Source organism: Sagittula salina (genome assembly GCF_017813235.1).
GTDB lineage: Bacteria > Pseudomonadota > Alphaproteobacteria > Rhodobacterales > Rhodobacteraceae > Sagittula > Sagittula salina.
Genome location: NZ_JAGISH010000003.1, coordinates 184480 through 205325 on the forward strand (window position 1 = coordinate 184480; position 20846 = coordinate 205325).

The window sequence follows — 20846 nt, forward strand, 5'->3', positions numbered from 1 at the left end:
CCCCTCCCGTTCATTCGAAACACGTCCGGGCTACGCAAGCCTGGTCTTGCGCGGACTCACGCCCCTGCGTCGACCAGAGCCTTCGCCAGCACCGGCACCGTCCTGGCATTCAGGCCCGCCACATTGATGCGCGAATCGCCTACCATGTAGATACCGTTGTCGACGCGCATCTTTTCCACCTGCTCCGGCGTCGCGCCCAGACGCGAGAACATCCCGCGATGCTGCTTCACGAAGTCGAAGCGATCGGAGTTCGTCAAACGCCGCAGTTCGTCGGCCAGCTGGACCCGCAGCGCCAGGACGCCTTCCCGGATCTCGCGAACTTCCTCTTCCCAGTCCGCGCGCAGGGCGGCGTCGTTCAGCACCATGGTCACCAGCCGTGCGCCATGGTCAGGCGGAAAGGAAAAATTCTGCCGGTTCAGGTGGTTCAGCATTCCCTGATTAACCTTCAGCCGCGCGGGGTCCTGCGCCACGGCCATCAGGAGCCCGGTACGCTCCCGATACACCCCGAAATTCTTCGAACACGAGGCCGCGACCAGGGCCTCCGGCATCTGGGAAACCACCATGCGCAGCCCTGCCGCGTCCTCCTCCAGCCCGTCGCCAAAGCCCTGATAGGCGATGTCGACCATCGGCACGAGGCCGTTCCGCGTCATCAGGTCGATCACGGCCTGCCACTGGTCCAGCGTCAGGTTGGCGCCCGTGGGGTTGTGGCAACAGCCGTGCAGCAGCACCACGTCGCCAGGCTTCGCGGTGCCGAGGTCCGCCATCATGCCCTCGAAATCGACCGAGCGGGTCTCGGAATCGAAGTAGCGGTAGGGCACCATCTCGATCCCGAGGTGCTTCAGCATGGTGATGTGGTTCGGCCAGCTCGGATCCGACACGAAAACCCGCGCCTCGCGGTTCGCCATGCGGATCATGTCAAAGCCCTGCCGCACCGCGCCGGTGCCGCCCGGCGTCGCCGCTGCGGCAACCGTTTCACGCTTTATCGTGTCGCCGTAGAGCAGCCCGAACATCGCGTCGGCAAAGCCCACGTCACCGGCCAGTCCAGTGTAGCTCTTGGTTTCCTCGATCTCCCACAGTTGCTTTTCCGCAGTCTTGATCGCACGCATGATCGGTGTCTTGCCGTCGGCGTTCTTGTAGACGCCGACACCAAGGTCGACTTTCTGCTCGCGGGGATCCTCGCGGTACGCCTGCATCAGCATCAGGATCTTGTCCGCAGGCTGTTCCTTCAGGAGTTCAAACATCACTTCTCTCCGGTAGCGCCATGTCCAGTTGAAACGGGGAGCGTGGGGAAGGCGCCCCATTCCGCCCAGGACCCGTCATAAAGTGCGTGGTCGGCCTTTCCCAAGACCGCCAACGCAAGGTTGATGATCGCGGCTGTCACGCCCGAGCCGCAGCTGGTGATGACCGGTTTCGAAAGGTCGACCTCTGCGCCCTCAAAAACCGCCCTCAGCGCGTCTGGCCCCTTGAGGCAGCCGTCGGCTGTCAGCAGGCTCCGGTAGGGCACGTTCTTCGAGCCGGGGATATGGCCCGAACGCAGTCCGGCGCGCGGTTCCGGTTCCGCCCCGCTGAACCGCCCGGCGGATCGCGCGTCGAGAATCTCGTGGTCCTTCAGCTTCGCGGCAGCCGAAACCTGTGTGACGTCCCGCACAAGGTGCGCCTGGCGGCGCACGGTCATGTGGCGGTCGCGGATCACCGGCGGCATGTCCTCCACCGGGTGGCCTTCGGCCCGCCACTTGGGGAAGCCGCCGTCGAGCACGGCGATGTCGTCCTTGCCCATGAGCTTGAACAGCCACCACACACGCGCCGCCGAAAACAGGCCGGCGCCGTCGTAGACCACCACCTGATGCCCGTCGCCCACGCCCATCGCCCGCAGGCGGGACATGAACTTCTCGGGCTCCGGCGCCATATGAGGCAGGTCCGACCGCGCATCCGAGATTTCGTCGATGTCGAAAAACCGCGCGCCGGGGATGTGCCCGGCAAGGTACTCGGCCTTCGGGTCGCGCCCCATGTCCGGCAGGTACCAGCTTGCGTCCAGAATCCGCAGATCCGGGTCGTTCAGGTGTTTCGACAGCCAGGCCGTCGAAACCAGTATCCTGGGGTCGTCTGTGACCATGTCGCACCTCCCGCATGCCTTCCGCACACGCTTAGGCAAGCGCGCGACGTCATGCAAGGTCGCCCTCTGCCGAAACGGCGCAAAAGCGCGCCCCGAACCGCGATCTATCTCGACTGCTTGAGAAGGCGCTGCTTCTGGCGCCCCCAGTCCCGCTTGGCTTCGGTCTCGCGCTTGTCATGGATCTTCTTGCCCTTGGCGATGCCGATCTTCACCTTCGCGATGCCCTTGTTGTTAAAGTACATCACCAGGGGCACCAGCGTCATGCCCTGCCGCTGGGTGGCGTTCCACAGGCGCGAAAGTTCCTTTTTCGAAACCAGAAGCTTGCGGCGGGCGCGTTCCTCATGCGGGAACATCGCACGCTCGTAGGGGGCGATGTAGCTGTTGACCAGCCACAGTTCGCCATTCTCCACCGCCGCGTAGCTTTCGGCGATCATGCCGGATTTCTCGCGCAGGGATTTCACCTCGGACCCGGTCAGAATTATGCCGCACTCGAGATCGTCCTCGATCGCGTAATCGAAGCGCGCCCGCCGGTTCTCGGCGATGATCTTGTAGTTCGGGTCGGTCTTGGGTTTCTTGGCCATGGCAGGTGTAGATAGGGGCGGGGCCCGCACTTGTCCATATCCCCAGCGGGCAAGTGGCGACCGGAGTTGCCAAATTCCACAGACGAGGGGCCAAGGCCGCACCATTGGGCCGGCGCCTGTCCAGGACCCTCCCCAGCCTGCCGACAAATGCATGTCATTCCGCGGGGGGTCACGGATTCAAATGGTTTGCCGCCGAGCGCGTCACCCCCGGTCGGCTCGAATCCGAAAACGGACAATTCGATGCATCCACGGGGCTGTATACCGATCTGAAACGCTTTCACTCCATCATCGCCCAAATGCCAACGCGCAGGCGGAAATTCTCTAGGCGTCCCCGATGCCGCCTTGGAAGGGAATGCTGAAACTGAATGTACTGACGCCCGCAGGTGGGGCCAATGTCGCGCCTGTGTGCGGGTGGAGTCTCCAATGTGACCGAAACAGAACCGACCAATCGGCCCGCCACGGCCAAGCACGACGAAAACGAGGCGCCACATGTCTTCGGCAGCATGGTCCACCGGCCCCCCTTTCACAAGGCGCGGCATCGCTCACGAACACCTCCGCCCTTTTGGGTAAATTCGCCCGGCTGGGCCACGCCCCTGCTCGAACACCCGACCTACCTTGCCGTTCACCGATCTGGACCGTGATCTCCGAATCTGTGGGGGCTATTCTACAACGCCTGTCCCGCTCACAACCGACCGGCCCAGCTATGAGAAAGCGTGACCGACGCGCCGTCCTGACACCCCGAAACCCGAGGACCCCCATGGAACACATTCGGATCAAGCCCCTGACGTCCGAGACCTTCGCCCCATTCGGCGATGTGCTGCAGGCCTCTGGCGCGCCGGACCGGCTCCTAAACTTTGGCACCTGCGGGCGGTTTCACGACCGCGCCAGGCTTGACTTCGGCGCCGGTGGACGCGCGGGGATCTCGATCTTCGACGCGGAGGCACGCGACCTGCCCTATCGGCTCGAACTCGTTGAACGCCATCCGGACGGCAGCCAGGCCTTCATGCCGATGCATTCCCACGACTGGCTGGTCATCGTGGCCGAAGCTGGAGAAACCCCCGGCCAGATACACGCGTTCCGCGCCGGGCCCGGTCGGGGCGTGAACTTCTTGCGCGGCACGTGGCACGCCGTGCTGACGCCACTGCACAACCCGGGCCTCTTCGCGGTGGTGGACCGAATCGGGGATACCAGGAATCACGAGGAATTCCCCCTGCCCCAGCCGGTCATGATCGTCGAATGAGGAAAGGGCCCCGAAGGGCCCTTCCCGAAGAGGCCCTGAGGCCCCGCGCCCCCGGGACAGGTTGGGGACGGCTCGGTGACGGGGCGCAGCGGTCGAGAGGGGGATCACCCGCGCCGCGCTCCGACCGAAATGGCTTGGCCCTTTTCAGTCAGCGACGCCCGGCCAACTGGTAGCCGCGACCGCGCAGGCACTGGTATCCATAGCCGTCACGCTCCTGCCCACGGAACCAGAACTGCGTGCGGCAGGCGCCCGGCAGCGAAGCGCCGTAGGTGCGCGACAGGCAGCGCTCACCCATCACAAGTCCCCGGCGGGTGTCGATCAGGCAGGCACGCGGCAGGGGCGCCGGGCGGCGAACCTCATCGCGGCGGTTCTTGCGCCAGTCGCGGCGACCAAGGTCGCGGTCGTGTTCGCGCCGGAAAGAGCTCTGGTCATGCACCGGCTCGACTTGCGGCTGCGGCTTGGCCTTCTGCTTCTTCTTCTGATGCTTCGACAATTCGTTGAGCAGAAGTATCGTGGCGGCGGCGCCAAGGATCACCTTTGCCTTGTCGTTTCCCCCGGCCTGCGCCGGTGCCGGTGCGACTGCAGAGAAGGCCGCAACAAAGGCCCCCATCGTCAGGATGGAGGTGATGAATTTCAGGTGCTTCAGGGCCATTGGGGCGCTCCTTTCGGATGTGGGTTGCTGAACCCGGCAAGCGCCAGTGTCCTGAACCCGTGAGACCGGCCCCCCGGTCGTCGGGAAACCTCGTGCCCCGACCCTCTCCCCACCCTCGGGATTATCGCAATATCACCCCGCCGCTATCGGATATCCGCAGCCGCAGAGCCCTGTTGTTATTGTATTTCCACGCTGCAGGAGGCACCTTCAAAGTCATGATGACCACACGCACCCTCCTCATGTCTTTGCCCCTGCTGGCGCTGCCTGCGCTCGCCTCGGCTGACTGTCTCGTCGAGTACAAGGCGAAGCAGGACGACCCGCTGCGGCTCGACCATGGCACCATCCAACTGCCGGCATGCAATTCCCCGGAACAGGTCGAGGCCGACACGCGCGCGGAACTCGCCACGCGCGGCTGGATCCTGCTGAAGGTGGTCAGCACCACCGACGCGAACTGAAGGGGCAGCAACCGCATGGCGCCCAACGACGTTTCGGTCAGCGAAAGCCGCCGCTCCGGCACCCGCATCGTGGTGGGCGGGATTGCCGCCATTGTGGCGATCCTGATCGCCGTTGGCGGGGTGCTCATGTTTACCCTGCCCGACGCCAATGCCTTCAACGCCCGGGTCGAACGCATCTTTGTCGAAAACGACCAGCTGACTGCCGACGCGGAACTGAAGCTTCTCGAAGTGCTGGCGCAATCCGGCACCGCCTTTGCGGACGTTCTGACCAGCTACCGCATCATCATCTTGATTTTGCTGCTGTTCGCCGCAGCGCTCATGGTGGCTGCACTTGTCTTTCTCGTGATGCTGGTGATGCTGAACCGCCGCATGGCGCAGATCGAGCGGTCCGGGATCGAGGTCTCCTCGCTCATCATCTCGCGCGAGGAAAACACCGTTTATCTGAACACCATGGGCTTCAAGCTGACCGACGCGATGATCGAAACGTTGTCCGTGCTTGCCGAGGCGCGGCTGGACGACGAGATGCTGACAGGCGCGCAGATCGAGGCGATGATCTCAGGCAAATCGGAGGCCGACTGCGACGAGGCCTCCGGCGCGACCCGGATCAAGCGGCTGCGCGATGGGCTGGGCAACCAGATCGTCTCGGAATTGCTGGTGAAGAACATCGCCCGCCGGGGCTATGTCCTGGCCATCGACAAGGGCGTGATCGAAATGCTCTGATCCCGCGCCCCGATCACTTGGGGCGCGGGCATCTCAACCTATCCGTGTGCGACGCTGGCTCTGGAAAAGGCCGCCTGTAGCGCGGACTGCGAAAACGGCTTCTGCACGATGACGACGCCCTCGGGATACTCGGCCACCAGATCCTCCGCAGCGCCGTAGCCCGTCGCAACCACCATGGGGACACCCGCCGCAGCCAGCCGCTCCGCCACCGGCAACGATTGTTCGTCGCCGAGGTTCACGTCCAACAGCGCGAAATCCACCGGATTTTTGTCCAGCCAAGCCATGGCGGCAGCCACCGAAGAGACGATCTTGACCTCCTGAGCGCCAAGATCCTGCAGGATGTCGGCCGCGTCCATGGCGATGATCAGCGTATCCTCAAGCACCATGCCCTTTCCCGTCAGCCCCGGGCCGGCGGTCCCCACCGGCAGCGGCATCTCTCCCGGCGGAACGGTTTCGTGATCGTCGACGATCTTGGACAGCGTCCTTGGCGGCAGCCGGAAATGCGCCTCCACCCCGGTGATCTTGTACGAGATTTCGGCATCGCCGCGCAGTTCGTGCGGAATGGAGTTCTCGATGATTGTCGAACCGAAGCCGCGCCGTTTCGGCGGCGTCACCGGCGGGCCACCTCTTTCCTTCCAGGTGATCAGCAGGCCGCCGCTGTCATCCACCCCGAGATCGACGTGGATCGCACCGCTCCCGTCACAGAGCGCGCCGTACTTGATGGAGTTGGTGGTCATCTCGTGAATAACCAGCGCCATGGTGGTAAACGCCTGTGCCGAGATCAGCGCATCGGGCCCATTCATGATCAGGCGGTTCGACTTGCGATCAGCAAAAGCCTCGAGTTCCGTCCGGATCAGGGCCCGAAGCGAGGCGGGCTCCCATTGCTCGGACGTCAGTTGGTCGTGCGCCCGCGCCAGCGCCTGAATGCGGCCGTCGAGGTTCCCGGTCAGTTCCTCCAGAGTGCGCGCGCCCGAAGACGACTGCGCCAGAAGGCCGCGCATCAGATTCAGGATGTTGCGCACACGGTGGTTCAGTTCGGAAATCAGCAGTTGCTGCTGCTCCTGCGCCCGCTTGCGTTCAAGATTCTGCGAATCCGTGACCTTCAGAAAGATTTCCAGCAGCACCGTGCGCAGAAGTTCGGCCGCGTGGACTTCCTCGCGGGACCACGGCGCGGAACGCCCGCGCACGGTCTCTCTCCAGACGTCAAAGGATTTGCGCGGCGTCAGCCGGGTCCCGTTCGGCCCGACGGTAACGGGCTTTGTCGGGTCTCCAGCCCATTCGATCGATTCCGCCACGGGTTTGCGTACCAGAACAAGGTAATCGCGCGGGCGTTTCGAAATCGGAATCGCCATCAGCCCTGCGATCCGGTCCTCGTACTCGCGCGCCGGTGCAAGATGTTGCGCCAGCCGATCAGTGGAAAAGACCTGCATCCCCATGCCCCGGTCGAGCATCCGGCAGATCTCGCGGAATTCGTCTTCGGTGGGGACGGTCCCCGCAGTGCGCAGTTCTTCGTTTTCATACAACAACAGCCCGTCGTGGGGGATGATATGGCGGATTTCTTCCGAAACGGCGAGCAGGCTTTTGTCCAGCGACGCGCCGTTTGCCATATGCGCCATCAACTGCGTCTGCAGGCGCCGGGTCGAATCCTCCACCTCCTTACGGTTGCGCTGCTCGAAGTTTGTCAGCTCGTAGCTGAACATATGCGCAAACATCTCCACTGCCGTGCGACGTTCGTAATCGATGTAGCGTGGCGTATCGTGGTGGCAGGCGAACAACCCCCAGAGGTTGCCGTCCTTCATGATCGAAACCGACATCGACGCCCCCACGCCCATGTTCCGCAGGTATTCTATGTGGATGGGCGACACGGCGCGTGTCACCGCCAGCGAAAGATCGACCGGCTGTCCGTCCAGCGTCCGGCCCGGAACGATGGTGCTGCCGGGATCGTCCACATCAGCGATCAGGCGCAGCAGGGACCGGGTATAAAGCGCCCGCGCCTGTACCGGAATATCCGAAGCCGGAAACATCATCCCGTCATAACGCGCCTTTCCATCCAGGCGCACCTCCGCGATGACTTTGCCCGCGTTGTCTGGCTGAAACTGGTAGACCATGACGCTGTCGAAGCCCGCGATCGATTGCAGGCCCCGTGCGGCGTCGCGTGCGAGCATCCTCAGATTGCCGGTCTTTCGCAGGCCCGCGATCTGTGGATAGACCTCCGTCAGGACGTCACGCTGGTGGCACGTGCCCTTGGACTCGAACTCGATGATCAGCATATGGCCGGACTGGTGGACGCAAATATCATAGCTGCGCCCCGAGGCCCGCAGCGTCACGCCGAAAAGGCGCGTCACTGCATTCGGCGCCTCCACGAGCCGCAAGCTGTCGCGGATGCGTTCGAAACCGTCCGAGACAACGATCTCATAGAGCGGGCGGCCCAGCGCCTCCTCCGCCGCGATGCCCAGGATGGCTTCGAGGTTCTCGGAGGCGTGCTGAACCAACCAGTCAGAGGAAACGGCGATGAGGGCGCCGTAGGATTGCACGCGGCCAAGTTGGTGAATGGGTTCGCGGTCGCAGTTTGTCAGGTCGACGGTGGGCGTCGCATCTGTCACGTCGGGTAGATCCTTATACTCTCATGGCCTCTCCGGCCTTCTCGAACAACCCGAACCCATGGATCGAATCATCTGTTATGCGTCTCGCCATGGAACCGTCTGGCGCGATCTCATTCAACTGCTGACAGTGACGACGCCACAGATCCTGCGCCGATGGGGCCAGAAAATAGGTAGGCATCTCGTAGTGATCGAGGAGTTTGGCCAACCGGCGGCGCACCACCTTGGTCCCGAGCCGGGAACCCAGCACTAGATAGTCCACTGCAAGCCCGGCCAGCGGTCGATCTGCCGTCACGCTCACCGCAGGCACATGTGCATGGGCCAGGTCGAAATCCAAACGCTCTATGAGGTCTTCCAGAACCACTTCGCAGATGCGGTTTTCTTCGGGTATGCGGGCTTCGGCCAATCCGATCAGAGCGGCGCGCTGCACAGAAAGAAACCACGTCATCTCCTGCAGAGGGTTATCGTGGAAGCGGGCAAACACTGCCTCTGCGCGATCGTGCGCCTCCCTGGTCTCCAGCCTCAGGGCATGGCGATATCCGCCGCCAAGCTGCGGCGCGGTCTGTATAGCTGTCATCACCCCTGTCGTCCCGAGTCTCTTTCCCTGCTGGCACAACGCGACCCGTGGCGGATTGGTTCCGCTGGGAGGGAAATAATCGACGCGGTGTCAAAGGGAGTGTTTTGCCGGATGACGTGCCTCAATCCCCGAACCCGAGGCGCAGGACATGCGCCCGCACCGCCTCCGGCCAGCCGTGTGCCTGCTGCTCGACGCCATCGCGGTCGCCCGCAAAAAGCGCCCGCATCACCTCGTCGTATCCCGGCAGGCCGCCGGGGAGAACTTCTGCCATGGTGCGCGCAAACCCATGCGCGGCCTCCCGTGCGGCAGCCGCCCGCGTGGCCGGGCTCTCGGCCTTCATCGCGTCCCCAACGAGCCGCCGCAGGGTTGCGGAGGCACCGCCCTTCTGTGTCGCCAGCCATTCCCAGTGTTTCGGCAATAGGGTGACCTCGCGCGCCACCACGCCCAACTTCGGGCGCCCGCGCGCGGGTGGTTTGTCTTCGGCCGGGGCGCGATACCGCCCCCTCGGCGCGGCCGGTGGTGCCGCGAGGCGCGCAGCAATGTCTTCGTCGGCGCCGCGAAGGTCGAGATCCACCACCCGCCCACTGGCATCATCGAAAACGAAAACCTGCCCGGTGGCCTGCCGAACCGCCAGGGCGACCTCCAGCAACGATCCCCGGCAAAGAAGCGCATCGCCCGCAAAGGCAGTCGCGGGCGCCGCGCGCCGGTCAGACAGGGAATCGCTCATGGGTCTCTCCTCGATCAGGACAGACCCCTTTTACACCCGGGTAAAATAATTTCAATAACACCCGGGTAAAACTATCACCCGAAGAGCCGCCCCCGCGCCCGTACAAGTGCGCCGAGGATCACCGCAAGGTATCCGACATCGACCAGCACCAGAAGCCACCACGGACGGGTGAAGATCAGACCGATGGCCACCACCAGCGCAAAGAACAGCACCGCCACCATCCGTCGCGGCACTTTCACCCCCTTGGGCGATGGCGTCTTCAGCTTGGAGATCATCAGCGCGGCGACGAAGGCCAGCCAAAGGCAGACCAGTAGCGGCGCCTGACCGCCGGGCAGCACGTCGATGTTCATCAGAAAAACCGGAAAGAGACCCAGAAGCGCCCCCGCCGGGGCCGGCACACCGACAAAAAAGCGGTGCGGCTCGTCATTGGGGTCCGCTTGTCCGCTCATGACGTTGAATCGCGCCAGCCGCAGGCAGGCAGAGACCGCAAAGATCAGCGCGAAGATCCAGCCGAGCCCGCCAAAGTCGTGCAGATGAACCTCGTAGACCAGAATAGCCGGGGCAACGCCGAAGCAGAGGAAATCCGACAGCGAATCAAGCTGCGCGCCCATCTCCGACTGCGCATTCAGCCGCCGCGCCAGCAGCCCGTCAAAGCCGTCCGCCAGCGCGGAGAGCATGATCAGGAAAACCGCCCAGGAGAAATGCCCCTCCATGGCAAAGCGAATCGCAGTCAGGCCGAAGCACAGGCCCATCAGCGTGACCATGTTCGGGATCAGCAGGATCAGGCTGACTTCGCGCCGGTCAACGCTCTCGGTTTCCTCGGGCAGATCGTCGGACATGGGCGGGGTCACTCCCGATCCTGGCCAGCGAGATCCGCGATGACGGTCTCGCCCGCGACCATGGTCTGGCCAATGCGAACCAGCGGGGTCACGCCCTGGGGCAGATAGATGTCCAGCCGCGAGCCGAAGCGGATCAGTCCGAAACGCTCACCGCGCCCCAGCTCGTCGCCTTCTTTTGTCCAGCACAGGATGCGCCGCGCCACGAGGCCCGCGATCTGCACCACGCCATAGCGGCGCCCGTCGTCCAGCCGCACGGTCAGGCCGTTGCGCTCGTTGTCCTCGGACGCCTTGTCCAACGACGCGTTCAGAAACTTGCCGGGGCGGTAAGCGACCTTCTCCACCACGCCAGCGGCAGGCAGGCGATTCACATGGCAGTTGAAGACCGACATGAAGACCGAAATCCGCACCATCGGCGCATCGCCCAGCCCCAGTTCCGCCGGCGGCACGGCGGGCTCGAGCAACGACACCAGGCCGTCAGCAGGCGAGACCATCACACCCTCGCGCCGCGGCACCGCCCGTTCGGGATCACGGAAGAAATAGTAGACCCAGACCGTCAGCCCGGTGCCGATCCAGCCGAGCGGCTCCCAGATCAGAAACAGGACAAGCGTGATCGCGGCGGCGATTGCCACGAACTTGCGCCCTTCGGGGTGCATCGGCTTGACGAAGGTGGACAGCATGGAAACGGACATAGGACCCCACGGAATTGATTGTCTGTGTACCTAGCCAAGCTGGCGGCAGAAGCAAATCAAACCTTCGGTCCCGCCCCCGAGGGGGAGAACGTTCGCGATCGATCCGTCCGGGGAAGCAGTGGTGAGCCGTGCAGGATTCGAACCTGCGACCCACTGATTAAAAGTCAGTTGCTCTACCAACTGAGCTAACGGCCCACTGTGTGTGGAGGGGTGTCTAAGTGGAACGGCTCAGACCGTCAACCCCGATTTCCGTTTTTTGCCGCAGGTTTTTGATTTTCACGCAAGGCGCTGACATGGTTAGCAAATTTCAATACGTCCGCCGGGATCATGAGTGATGACGCCAAACTCCTGTCGTCTTTTCCGCGCGTTCCGGGATCACGCAACGGGCCGATCCTCCGCAGCGGCCCCGGGGCGCCATCTGCGGCAAGGCGTTGTCGTTCAGGACGGTATCCTTCGCCAGAACAGGCAAAAGAACGGACGGGGCGTCATCCGGCACCATGGCATCCCCGAGGGTACCGTGTACCGCATTCCAGAACTGCACGGGCGGACCGACGCAGCGCCGCCTCTGGCGCTGGCGCTGTCGCAGGCGTATATGCGCGCCATGACCAGGATGCCTGAACAGTCCCCCGCCGCCGGTTTGCCCTTCATGAAGATGCACGGGCTGGGCAACGATTTCGTCGTGATCGACGCCCGCGCGGGCGCCGTAACGGTGACGCCTGCGCTGGCGATGCGGCTGGCGGACCGGCACAAGGGCGTAGGTTTCGACCAGCTGGCGCTGATCGAGGCGGGCGGAAATGCCGACGCGCATCTGGTGTTCCTGAACTCGGACGGCTCCAGCTCGGCCGCCTGCGGCAATGCCACCCGCTGCATTGCGCGCTATCTGATGCAGGAAACCGGCCGTGACCACCTGACCCTCACCACCAAACACGGTGCGCTTCAGGCGGTGGACGCGGGGGCGGGGCTGACCTCCGTCAACATGGGGCAGCCGGAACTGGACTGGGTGCAGATCCCGCTGGCACGCGCGGTCGACACGCTACACCTGCCGATCGCCGGCGACCCGGTGGCGACGTCCATGGGCAACCCCCATTGCACCTTCTTCGTCGATGACGCGGAGGCCGTGGATATCGGGCGCTTTGGCCCCTCGATTGAACATCACCCCCTCTACCCCCAGCGTACCAATGTGCAGGTCGCCTCCCTGCTTGGTGAAAACCATCTGCGAATGCGCGTCTGGGAACGCGGTGCGGGCCTGACGCTGGCTTCCGGCTCCTCCTCCTGCGCGACAGCCGTGGCTGCGGCGCGGCGGGGCATCACCGGCCGATCCGTGCGGATCGACCTCGACGGCGGCACGCTGCAGGTAGACTGGCGCGAGGACGGCGTCTGGATGACTGGCCCCACGGCACATGTATTCACCGGAAACCTGACCCGTGAGTGGCTTGATGACTGACGTGCCCAAGCTTTCCGCCCCAAAGTTCACCACCCTCGGGTGCCGTCTCAACGCCTATGAAACCGAGGCGATGAAGCGTCTCGCGCAAGAGGCGGGGCTGACCGACGCGATGATCGTAAACACCTGCGCCGTCACCTCCGAGGCCGTGGCAAAGGCCCGCAAGGAGATCCGCCGCCTGCGCCGGGAAAACCCCGACGCGCCGCTGATCGTCACCGGCTGCGCCGCGCAGATCGACCCGGAATCCTTCAGTGCCATGGGTGAGGTCTCTCACGTCATCGGCAACACCGAGAAACTCGACCCGCAGACCTGGCAGAAGCTCGCTCCGAATTTCATCGGCGACACCGAACGCGTCATGGTCAATGACATCATGTCAGTGCAGGAAACCGCCGCCCACCTGATCGACGGCTTCGGCACCCGCTCGCGCGCCTATGTGCAGGTGCAGAACGGCTGCGACCACCGCTGCACCTTCTGCATCATCCCCTACGGTCGCGGCAATTCGCGGTCCGTTCCGGCCGGCGTGGTGATCGACCAGATCAAGCGGCTGGTTCAGGAAGGTTTCAACGAGGTCGTTCTGACCGGGGTCGACCTCACATCCTGGGGCGCCGACCTGCCGGGGGAACCGCGGCTGGGCGACCTCGTGATGCGAATCCTGCGGCTGACGGACGTGCCACGTCTGCGCATCTCGTCGATCGATTCGATCGAGGCCGACGAAAATCTGATGCAGGCCATCGCGACGGAGCCACGCCTGATGCCGCATCTGCACCTTTCGCTGCAGCACGGCTCTGACCTGATCCTCAAGCGGATGAAGCGCCGCCACCTGCGCGACGACGCCATCCGCTTTTGCGAGGACGCGCGGCGGCTGCGCCCGGAGATGACCTTTGGCGCGGACATCATCGCGGGTTTCCCGACGGAGACGGACGCGCATTTCGCGGACAGCCTCTCGCTGGTCGACGCCTGCGACCTGACGTGGCTGCACGTCTTCCCCTATTCAGCGCGCCCCGGCACCCCCGCCGCAAAGATCCCCAACCGCGTGCCCGGCCCGCTGATCAAGGAGCGCGCCGCGCAACTGCGCGCCGCCGGGGATGCCGCCGTCGAACGACACCTGGCGGCCCAGCACGGCGCGACCCATCGCATCCTGATGGAGGCACCGGATATGGGCCGGACGGAACAGTTCACAGAAGTCGCCTTGTCCGCGCCGCAGGCCGTGGGGGAGCTGATCACCGCGCGAATCACTGGCCGGGATGGCGCACGGCTCACCGCCACGCCCTGCTGAAACCTGTTGGCCGCGGGCCATGGTTGGTTCGCAAACCGGCCCGCGCGGCTTTACGCATTGCCCGCGGCGTGCCACGCAGGAGCGGAACCTGAGGGGGACCGCCGATGCATCCGAATCCCGGCTTTCGCAAGACCGCCCGCGCCGAGGCGCTCGCCTTTGCCCGCACCCGCAGCTTTGGCATCCTCGCCAGCAGCGGTGCCGACGCGCCCGACCTCGCGCATATTCCGTTCCTGCTGAACGAGAACGGCACGGAGGCGCAGTTGCACCTTGCCCGATCCAATCCCATCGCGCGCGCCTGTACCGGCCCCCTGCCGGTCAAGCTCGCCGTATCCGGGCCCGACGGCTACATCTCGCCCGACTGGTACGCCATGGAGGATCAGGTTCCGACCTGGAACTACGTGGCCGTGCACCTGACCGGAACCCTGCACCCGCTCCCGCTCGAGGCGCTGCCCGAGATGCTCGCCGCGCAATCAGCCGGGTTCGAAACCTTTCTCCCCAAGCCGCCCTGGACGATGGACAAGTTGTCGGAGGAGACGCTCGCCCGCCTGATGCGCATGATCCAGCCTTTCCGTCTTGATGTCACGGCCGTCGACAGCACCTACAAGCTGAGCCAGAACAAGCCCGACAGCGCCCGGCTCTCTGCCGCGCGCCATGTTCCCGATGGCTTCGGCACCGAGTTGCGACAACTATCCGACCTGATGCGCACGCCGCCGCCCGAAGGGCCGGAAAAAGGATAGGGGCCGATGCTCCCATCGGCCCCCGTAGGCCGGGGTTTGCCCCGGCTCTGCCCCTCGTGATTTCGTTTCAGCTTGGACCGATCATGAAGCAGGTCACCTGACGTGCCTGCAACCGTTTGCAGGCCAGTTCCGCCGTATCCCGCGTCATGCCCATGAAATTCGCGTCGAACCCTCTGTTGCCCTGCACCACTTTGCGCAGGGTGCCGTCCAGCGTGGCGGTCTCTGCCAGAGCGGTTTTCAGCAGGATCTTCTCGGCGGCATAGCGGCTGGGATAGCGGCCGACGTTGATGCCCCAGTGGCGGCTGTCGTTGGTCGAAAGCCGCGTGACCAGTTCCGCGTCGCGGCCCGGCGTCGGTTTTTCCAACGCGGCCGCGCGGACTTCGATCACGCCCGCCGGACGGCGCATCGGCTTTACCGAGGCTTCGGGAGCCGCGGCCATCGCGACCGCCGCCGCCGACGCGACCACCACCTGCGCAGGCGCGACCGGAGCCGGGGCAGCCACTGCGGGGGCAGCCACCGCCGGCGCGGCGGCTGCAACCACGGCTGCCGCCGAAGACGTGTCCTGAACCTCTTTGAGCATGTCCTTGATCTCGTCGCCCAGACCCGCAACCAGCGGTGCTTCCGGCTCCGGCGCGGCACTGTTTCGCGACACGGGGCGCAAGCTGCGGGTTACCGCCGCGCTCGCCACGCGAATCGATTTCGCCCGCGTGCCCGGTGTCGGCTCCGAGGTCTGCGCCACGATGACCGGCGCGCCACCGACCTTCACGTGGCCCAGGTAGGGCGGCCGCCGGGGCGGGTTCAGTGCCACGCGCGACGGCGCCTGCTTGAAGCCAAGATCCAGAAGTTCCGCCACCTTGGCGTTCCGCGATGCCGTCGACCGCCCGCCAAAGACCGTCGCGATGATCCGCTCGCCGCCGCGCTCCGCCGAAGCCGTCAGGTTGAAGCCCGCAGCGGAGGTATAGCCCGTCTTGATCCCGTCCGCGCCGCGATAGCTTTGCAGCAGGCGGCGGTTGGTATGATGCACGGTTCGCACCCCGGCGTCCGCCGTCGTGCGCGAGAACAGGTTGTAGTATTGCGGGAAGTCATAGATCAGGTGACGCCCCAGTTCCGACATGTCCCGCGCCGTGGACAAGTGTCCGGACTGCGTCAGCCCGTTGGCGTTCTTGAATGTGGTCCGGGTCATGCCCATCGCCTGTGCCGTCCGGTTCATCCGCGCGGCAAAGGCCTCTTCGGACCCTTCGATCGCTTCACCGATCGCCGTCGCAGCGTCATTGGCGGATTTCACCGCCGCCGCCCGCACCAGATAGCGCAACGCGATCTTCTGCCCGGGCCGCAGTCCAAGCTTCGACGGCGGTTCGCTCGCCGCGTTGCGGGAAACCGTCACCATCGTATCCATCGAAAGCTCGCCGTTCTGCACCGCCTCGAAGGCGATGTAGAGCGTCATCATCTTGGTCAGCGACGCGGGGTGAAGCCGCGTGTCCGCGTTGCTCGCATGGAGGACCTTTCCGGTACGCGCGTCCATCACCATCGCGGCATAGGGTGCCGCATAGGCGCTCAGTGGCAAAAGCACTGCCAACCAGACAAAGGTGAAGATCCAGAGGGCCAACTGCCCTCGCTGCCTGCGACATCCAGTCACGATTTCCGCCTTTCTGCCTCGTCCCCCCGATATTTCGGTGGGGTTCTTCTTGCCCGGTGCCATTCTGGGGGCACCGTGGTTAAAGAATTCCTAACCCAACCCCTAGCATGAAAACCGAGTCGCGGGAACCCCGCAGGTTGTTGAAATTGCACGCGTTTTAAAAACACCGCACTGCTATATCTTGCGGGTTGCCAAAGCAACCAACGCTATGGAGGCGATTGCGGCAACGGCGTGGCAGATTGTGTCGAATCTGTGGCGCACCGATGGCGGCACGGTGGCGACGCCCCGGCGCCGACCCGTTGACGACCGGCCGGGACGCGCCACCGCTCTCGCCCCGCAGATCAGCCAATCTCCGCAACCAGCCCCGGCAGATTGCCCAGATGGGGAACCTCCCGGAACCTGTTCGCGCCCTCCGGGGCCTCCGCGTGCTCCAGCGCCCAAGCAAGATCATGCGGCACATGCACCCCCCAGCTGCCCGCCTCCAGCGCCGGCAGCACGTCGGATTTCATGGAGTTTCCCACCATCATCGCCGCTGCCGCGCCCCCGGGCATCGCGCCGAAGATTCGCGCGTATGTGACAGGCTGCTTGTCGGAAACGATTTCTACCGCGTCGAACAGCTCGCCCATCCCCGACCGTGCGAGCTTGCTCTCCTGATGCATCAGGTCGCCCTTTGTAATGAGTACCAGCCGGTGCGAACCCGCCACGGCCTCCACCGCGTCGCGGGCGTGCGGCAAAAGCTCCACCGGGTGCGCCAGCATGTCGCGACCGGCTTCCATCAATGCGCCGATCACCTCACCGGGCACGCGGTTCTCGGTGACCTCCAGCGCCGTCTCGATCATCGACAGAACGAATCCCTTCACGCCAAAGCCATAATGCCGGATGTTGCGACGCTCCGCCTCGACCAGACGCTCCTCAAGGTGCTCGCGTTCTGCATGATCTTTGAGCAGATCGGCGAATCTGTCCTGCGTCAGCTTGAAGAACCGCTCGTTATGCCACAGCGTATCATCCGCATCGAAACCAATTGTTAAGAGATTCTGCTTCATTCCTACCTCATGTTCCCCGGCCCTCTTTTCCCCCGGACCTGTCCAGCTATATAAAGAGGCCGTATCCGGAAACGCAAAGCACGAAGGCCCGATGACCGACGCCCCGCAGAAGTGGACCATGGCCCAGAAGAACCGCCAGACGACGCTCCGCAAGATGGCCGGAATGATGTCCGGAAACACCCCCGACGATGGCGAGGGCGATGCCGGTGTTGTCGTGGACACAAAACCGCGAACCAAGCGTCCGCCGCTTTACAAGGTATTGCTGCTGAACGACGACTACACGCCGATGGAATTCGTCGTGCACGTTCTGGAACGATTCTTCGGGATGACCCATGCCCAGGCGTTCGAGGTCATGCTGACCGTCCACAAGAAAGGCGTCGCTGTGGTCGGCGTCTTCTCCCACGAGATCGCCGAAACCAAGGTCGGGCAGGTCATGGATTTTGCCCGCCGCCACCAGCACCCCTTGCAGTGCACTATGGAAAAGGAATAGGCCCCGGGTTTTCGACCGGAGGGCCCCCTGCATGAGTTCCGAACGCCTCAGCCACGCCATCGCCCAGGGCGGCCTCGTGCTGCCTGACGGTCCGATCGCATGGGTCGGCGCCCCCGCCGACGCGGGACTGGACGGGCTCGACCCCGCGCAGTTGACCGTGATCCAGCGCGACGCCATGGCGCACGCCGCCTGGTCCGCGCGCGGTGTGAACGTGGCGACGGTGCTGGAAGGCGAGTATGCTGCCGTGATCGTCTCTCTCGCCCGGGCGCGCGATCTGTCGGAGGACCGCATCGCCCGCGCCGCGACCCACGCGCCTCTGGTCATTGTGGAGGGCGCGAAGACCGACGGTATCGAGGCCGTTCTCAAGGCTTTGAAACCCCGCGTGCAGATCGACGGCCAGGTATCGAAGGCGCACGGGAAATGCCTGTGGTTCTCCCCCGCCGGCGCTCTGACCGACTGGCTTCGCGAGACCCCCGTGCAGAACGCGCACGGTGATTGGGTTGCGCCCGGCGTGTTCTCGGCGGATGCGCCGGACGAGGCTTCTGTACAGCTGGCGCGCGCCCTGCCGCCGCTGAAGGGCCGTGTGGCCGACCTTGGCGCTGGCTGGGGCTGGCTGTCGCGCGAGATACTGACCCACGAGGGCGTGAAGTCCCTGCACATGGTCGAAAGCGACAAGACCGCGCTTGACTGTGCGCGCCTGAACGTGACCGACCCGCGCGCTCAGTTTTACTGGGCCGACGCCACGGACTGGACCCCGCCGCGCGAACCCGGTCACGCCACGGTGGCAAAGATGGACGCCGTGGTGATGAACCCGCCCTTTCATACCGGACGCAACGCCGATCCCGCGCTTGGCCGGGCTTTCATCGCCAATGCACAGGCGATCCTCGCCCCACATGGGCACCTCTGGCTGGTGGCGAACCGCCACCTGCCCTATGAAACCGCGCTGTCGGACCTCTTTCGGGAGGTCTCGGAGATTGCGGGAGACAACCGCTTCAAGGTGTTGCACGCTACGCGTCCGACGCGCCCGCGCCGCTGAGGCGGCCCGGCTCCGGTATTCGAACCAGGGACAAGACCATGAGTTTCAGCATCGAAGGCAAGACCGCCATCGTCACCGGCGCCGCCAACGGGGTCGGGCAGGCCATCGCGCGCCACTTTGCCAATCAGGGCGCAAACGTGATGCTCGCCGACATGGACGAGGCCAGCCTGACCAAGGAATGCGAACGCGTGGAGGAGGACGGCAACATCAAGTATTTCGCCGGCGATCTGCGTGAGCGACTGACCATGGCGAACCTGCTCTCGGCGACGCTGGACGCCTACGACCGGGTGGATATTCTGGTGAACGGCTCGCGGCAGGTGCTGTCGTCGGACCCGCTTGACCCAGAGGACGAGACGCTCGAAGTCATGTTGCAGCAGAACCTGACGAACGCCTTCCGTCTGTCGCAGATGGTGGCGAAGCGCATGATCAAACAGTCCGAAGGCCAGACCGAGGGGCAGGTCGGCGCGATCGTGAACCTGTCGTCGATTGCCGCGCGGCGGACGCATCCCAACCTGCTGGCCTACTCTGTCAGCTGCGCCGCGCTGGACCAGATGACCCGGTCCATGGCGGTGGCGCTGGCTCCGAACCGAATCCGTGTGAACGCGCTGGCCTTCGGGTCCGTGATGTCCGCCAGCCTGAAGGACGTGCTGAAGGATAACCGCGATTACCGTGGACTGATCGAGGCGCATACGCCGCTGGGCCGCATCGCCGCCCCGCGCGAACTGACGGAAACGGTGCAGTTTCTAGCGTCGGACGCGGCCGGGTTCATCACCGGACAGGTGATGACCGTCGATGGTGGCCGCACCCTGCTGGACCCGGTGGCAGCGCCGGTTCATTGAGGCCGCTGATTTCGCCAAGGCGCGGCGGTCCTCGTGGCCTGCGGCCGCGCGTGGAACCCTGCCCCGGACCCCGGAGTTTTTCTGCCAAAAAGAAGCGGGGCGTCGGCGCCGAGCCTCTACGCGTGCCTGACCGGGATGCCCGGTCGAGGTTCCGGTAACCAAGAGCCCCCTGAGCGGCTGCCCGCGTGCTGCGCCCCCAGCATCCGATCCCGTTGCCCCCCGCCCGCGCGCCCGCTAGGGTCCGCGCCGAAACCGACAGAGGACCGCCCCATGATGGACACCGAAAAGGCCCGCGCCAGCGCGTGGTTCCGCGAGCTTCGCGACCAGATCGTCTCTGCCTTCGAGGCGCTGGAGGACAGCCACGACACCGGGCCTTTCGCCGAAATGGCTCCGGGCCGTTTCGAGGTGACCGAAACGCGGCGGCATTCAGACGACGGGACCGACGCGGGCGGCGGGCTGATGAGCGTCATGCGCGGCGGACGTGTTTTTGAGAAGGTCGGCGTCAACGTTTCCACCGTCTACGGAACTCTGGGTGTTCCGGCACAACAGGCGATGGCGGCCCGCGGTGTACCGGGGATCGCTGAGGACCCGCGTTTCTGGGCCTCCGGCATCTCGCTTGTCGCCCATATGCAGAACCCGCATTGTCCCGCCGTACACATGAACACGCGCATGTTCTGGACGCCCGGCGCGTGGTGGTTTGGCGGCGGCTCCGACCTCAACCCCTGCATCGAGTATGAGGATGACACCACGCATTTCCACGCGACGCAGAAGGCGTACCTAGACCCGCACGGAGAGGCGCTTTACCCCGAGTTGAAGGCTTGGGCCGACGAGTACTTCTACATTCCTCACCGCAAGCGGGCGCGCGGCGTGGGCGGTATTTTCATGGACGACCGTAACACCGGCGACTGGGAGGCGGATTTTGCCCTGACGCAGGATATCGGACGTGCTTTCCTGCCCGCTTACCTGCCCTTGGTCGAAAAGCGCCGCGTCCAGCCCTGCGATGCCGCAGACAAGGACACGCAGCTGATTCACCGCGGCCTTTATGCCGAGTACAACCTGGTCTACGACCGTGGCACGAAATTCGGTCTGGCCACCGGCCACGATGCCAACGCCGTGCTCATGAGCCTGCCACCTCTGGCAAAGTGGGTCTGACGC

General features: G+C 64.6%; 21 protein-coding genes and 1 tRNA gene. 10 read left to right on the forward strand and 12 right to left on the reverse strand.

Going from position 1 to position 20846, the window contains the following annotated elements; all coding sequences use genetic code 11:
• Nucleotides 1-56: 56 nt before the first annotated feature.
• The 3 genes from J5474_RS07085 to smpB all read right to left on the reverse strand — a co-directional run bounded on the left by J5474_RS07085 (nucleotide 57) and on the right by smpB (nucleotide 2694).
• Entirely contained in the window at nucleotides 57-1241 is a 1185-nt protein-coding gene (locus J5474_RS07085; RefSeq protein WP_209360112.1) for an amino acid aminotransferase, read from the reverse strand.
• Complete coding sequence (sseA, locus tag J5474_RS07090; RefSeq protein ID WP_209360113.1) at nucleotides 1241-2113, reverse strand: 3-mercaptopyruvate sulfurtransferase; 873 nt, start codon at nucleotides 2111-2113, stop codon at nucleotides 1241-1243. The genes J5474_RS07085 and sseA overlap by 1 nt, the downstream gene beginning before the upstream one ends.
• A 104-nt stretch (nucleotides 2114-2217) precedes the next feature.
• A complete protein-coding gene (gene smpB / locus J5474_RS07095) occupies nucleotides 2218-2694 on the reverse strand; it encodes an SsrA-binding protein SmpB (protein ID WP_209360114.1) in 477 nt (158 codons plus the stop codon).
• Between the two features lie 757 nt (nucleotides 2695-3451).
• Between smpB and J5474_RS07100 the strand changes: the two genes are divergently transcribed.
• The gene (locus tag J5474_RS07100) at nucleotides 3452-3934 is read left to right on the forward strand and encodes an ureidoglycolate lyase (protein ID WP_209360115.1); all 483 of its coding nucleotides are present in this window, start codon (nucleotides 3452-3454) and stop codon (nucleotides 3932-3934) included.
• 148 nt (nucleotides 3935-4082) lie between these two features.
• Here J5474_RS07100 and J5474_RS07105 read toward each other — a convergent pair whose 3' ends face one another.
• Nucleotides 4083-4586, reverse strand: coding sequence for a hypothetical protein (locus tag J5474_RS07105; RefSeq protein WP_209360116.1), 504 nt, complete (start codon nucleotides 4584-4586; stop codon nucleotides 4083-4085).
• Nucleotides 4587-4801: 215 nt separating this feature from the next.
• On the opposite strand from J5474_RS07105, the gene J5474_RS07110 reads away from it, so the two are divergent.
• Both J5474_RS07110 and J5474_RS07115 read left to right on the forward strand, forming a co-directional pair.
• Nucleotides 4802-5041, forward strand: coding sequence for a hypothetical protein (locus J5474_RS07110; protein WP_245216311.1), 240 nt, complete (start codon nucleotides 4802-4804; stop codon nucleotides 5039-5041).
• Between the two features lie 15 nt (nucleotides 5042-5056).
• Entirely contained in the window at nucleotides 5057-5761 is a 705-nt protein-coding gene (locus J5474_RS07115; protein WP_209360117.1) for a hypothetical protein, read from the forward strand.
• Nucleotides 5762-5799: 38 nt separating this feature from the next.
• Here the strand turns inward: J5474_RS07115 and J5474_RS07120 are convergent, their stop codons facing one another.
• From J5474_RS07120 to J5474_RS07145, 6 genes are all read right to left on the reverse strand, one after another.
• Nucleotides 5800-8364 (reverse strand): HWE histidine kinase domain-containing protein, encoded by a 2565-nt coding sequence (locus tag J5474_RS07120; RefSeq protein ID WP_209360118.1) that lies wholly within the window; start codon nucleotides 8362-8364, stop codon nucleotides 5800-5802.
• Between the two features lie 13 nt (nucleotides 8365-8377).
• Complete coding sequence (locus J5474_RS07125) at nucleotides 8378-8938, reverse strand: heme oxygenase-like domain-containing protein (protein WP_209360119.1); 561 nt, start codon at nucleotides 8936-8938, stop codon at nucleotides 8378-8380.
• A gap of 121 nt (nucleotides 8939-9059) precedes the next feature.
• Nucleotides 9060-9665: a DUF2239 family protein gene (locus J5474_RS07130; protein ID WP_209360120.1), complete on the reverse strand. Its 606-nt coding sequence runs from the start codon at nucleotides 9663-9665 to the stop codon at nucleotides 9060-9062.
• A gap of 74 nt (nucleotides 9666-9739) precedes the next feature.
• Entirely contained in the window at nucleotides 9740-10504 is a 765-nt protein-coding gene (gene pssA, locus J5474_RS07135; protein ID WP_209360121.1) for a CDP-diacylglycerol--serine O-phosphatidyltransferase, read from the reverse strand.
• 8 nt (nucleotides 10505-10512) lie between these two features.
• Nucleotides 10513-11193 carry a phosphatidylserine decarboxylase gene (locus J5474_RS07140; RefSeq protein WP_209360122.1) on the reverse strand — a complete coding sequence of 227 codons (681 nt, stop codon included), beginning with the start codon at nucleotides 11191-11193 and terminating at the stop codon, nucleotides 10513-10515.
• A gap of 119 nt (nucleotides 11194-11312) precedes the next feature.
• A tRNA-Lys gene (locus tag J5474_RS07145) sits at nucleotides 11313-11388 on the reverse strand.
• A gap of 397 nt (nucleotides 11389-11785) precedes the next feature.
• Between J5474_RS07145 and dapF the strand changes: the two genes are divergently transcribed.
• From dapF to J5474_RS07160, 3 genes are all read left to right on the forward strand, one after another.
• Nucleotides 11786-12637: a diaminopimelate epimerase gene (gene dapF / locus J5474_RS07150; RefSeq protein ID WP_209360355.1), complete on the forward strand. Its 852-nt coding sequence runs from the start codon at nucleotides 11786-11788 to the stop codon at nucleotides 12635-12637.
• Nucleotides 12630-13910, forward strand: coding sequence for a tRNA (N(6)-L-threonylcarbamoyladenosine(37)-C(2))-methylthiotransferase MtaB (mtaB, locus tag J5474_RS07155; RefSeq protein WP_209360123.1), 1281 nt, complete (start codon nucleotides 12630-12632; stop codon nucleotides 13908-13910). Before dapF ends, mtaB begins: the two co-directional genes overlap by 8 nt.
• A gap of 104 nt (nucleotides 13911-14014) precedes the next feature.
• Complete coding sequence (locus J5474_RS07160; protein WP_209360124.1) at nucleotides 14015-14647, forward strand: FMN-binding negative transcriptional regulator; 633 nt, start codon at nucleotides 14015-14017, stop codon at nucleotides 14645-14647.
• Between the two features lie 67 nt (nucleotides 14648-14714).
• Here the strand turns inward: J5474_RS07160 and J5474_RS07165 are convergent, their stop codons facing one another.
• Both J5474_RS07165 and J5474_RS07170 read right to left on the reverse strand, forming a co-directional pair.
• Nucleotides 14715-16175 carry a D-alanyl-D-alanine carboxypeptidase family protein gene (locus J5474_RS07165; RefSeq protein ID WP_245216333.1) on the reverse strand — a complete coding sequence of 487 codons (1461 nt, stop codon included), beginning with the start codon at nucleotides 16173-16175 and terminating at the stop codon, nucleotides 14715-14717.
• A 449-nt stretch (nucleotides 16176-16624) separates the two neighbouring features.
• Entirely contained in the window at nucleotides 16625-17326 is a 702-nt protein-coding gene (locus J5474_RS07170; protein WP_209360126.1) for an HAD family hydrolase, read from the reverse strand.
• A gap of 163 nt (nucleotides 17327-17489) precedes the next feature.
• Here J5474_RS07170 and clpS point away from each other — a divergent pair, with 163 nt between their 5' ends.
• The 4 genes from clpS (at nucleotide 17490) to hemF (ending at nucleotide 20843) form a co-directional block, all read left to right on the forward strand.
• Entirely contained in the window at nucleotides 17490-17816 is a 327-nt protein-coding gene (clpS, locus tag J5474_RS07175) for an ATP-dependent Clp protease adapter ClpS (protein WP_342454015.1), read from the forward strand.
• A gap of 31 nt (nucleotides 17817-17847) precedes the next feature.
• On the forward strand, nucleotides 17848-18852 hold the full coding sequence (locus tag J5474_RS07180; protein ID WP_209360127.1) for a class I SAM-dependent methyltransferase: 1005 nt from the start codon (nucleotides 17848-17850) through the stop codon (nucleotides 18850-18852).
• A 38-nt stretch (nucleotides 18853-18890) separates the two neighbouring features.
• Nucleotides 18891-19691 carry an SDR family NAD(P)-dependent oxidoreductase gene (locus J5474_RS07185; RefSeq protein WP_209360128.1) on the forward strand — a complete coding sequence of 267 codons (801 nt, stop codon included), beginning with the start codon at nucleotides 18891-18893 and terminating at the stop codon, nucleotides 19689-19691.
• Between the two features lie 270 nt (nucleotides 19692-19961).
• Nucleotides 19962-20843: an oxygen-dependent coproporphyrinogen oxidase gene (gene hemF / locus J5474_RS07190; RefSeq protein WP_209360129.1), complete on the forward strand. Its 882-nt coding sequence runs from the start codon at nucleotides 19962-19964 to the stop codon at nucleotides 20841-20843.
• Nucleotides 20844-20846 lie beyond the last annotated feature (3 nt).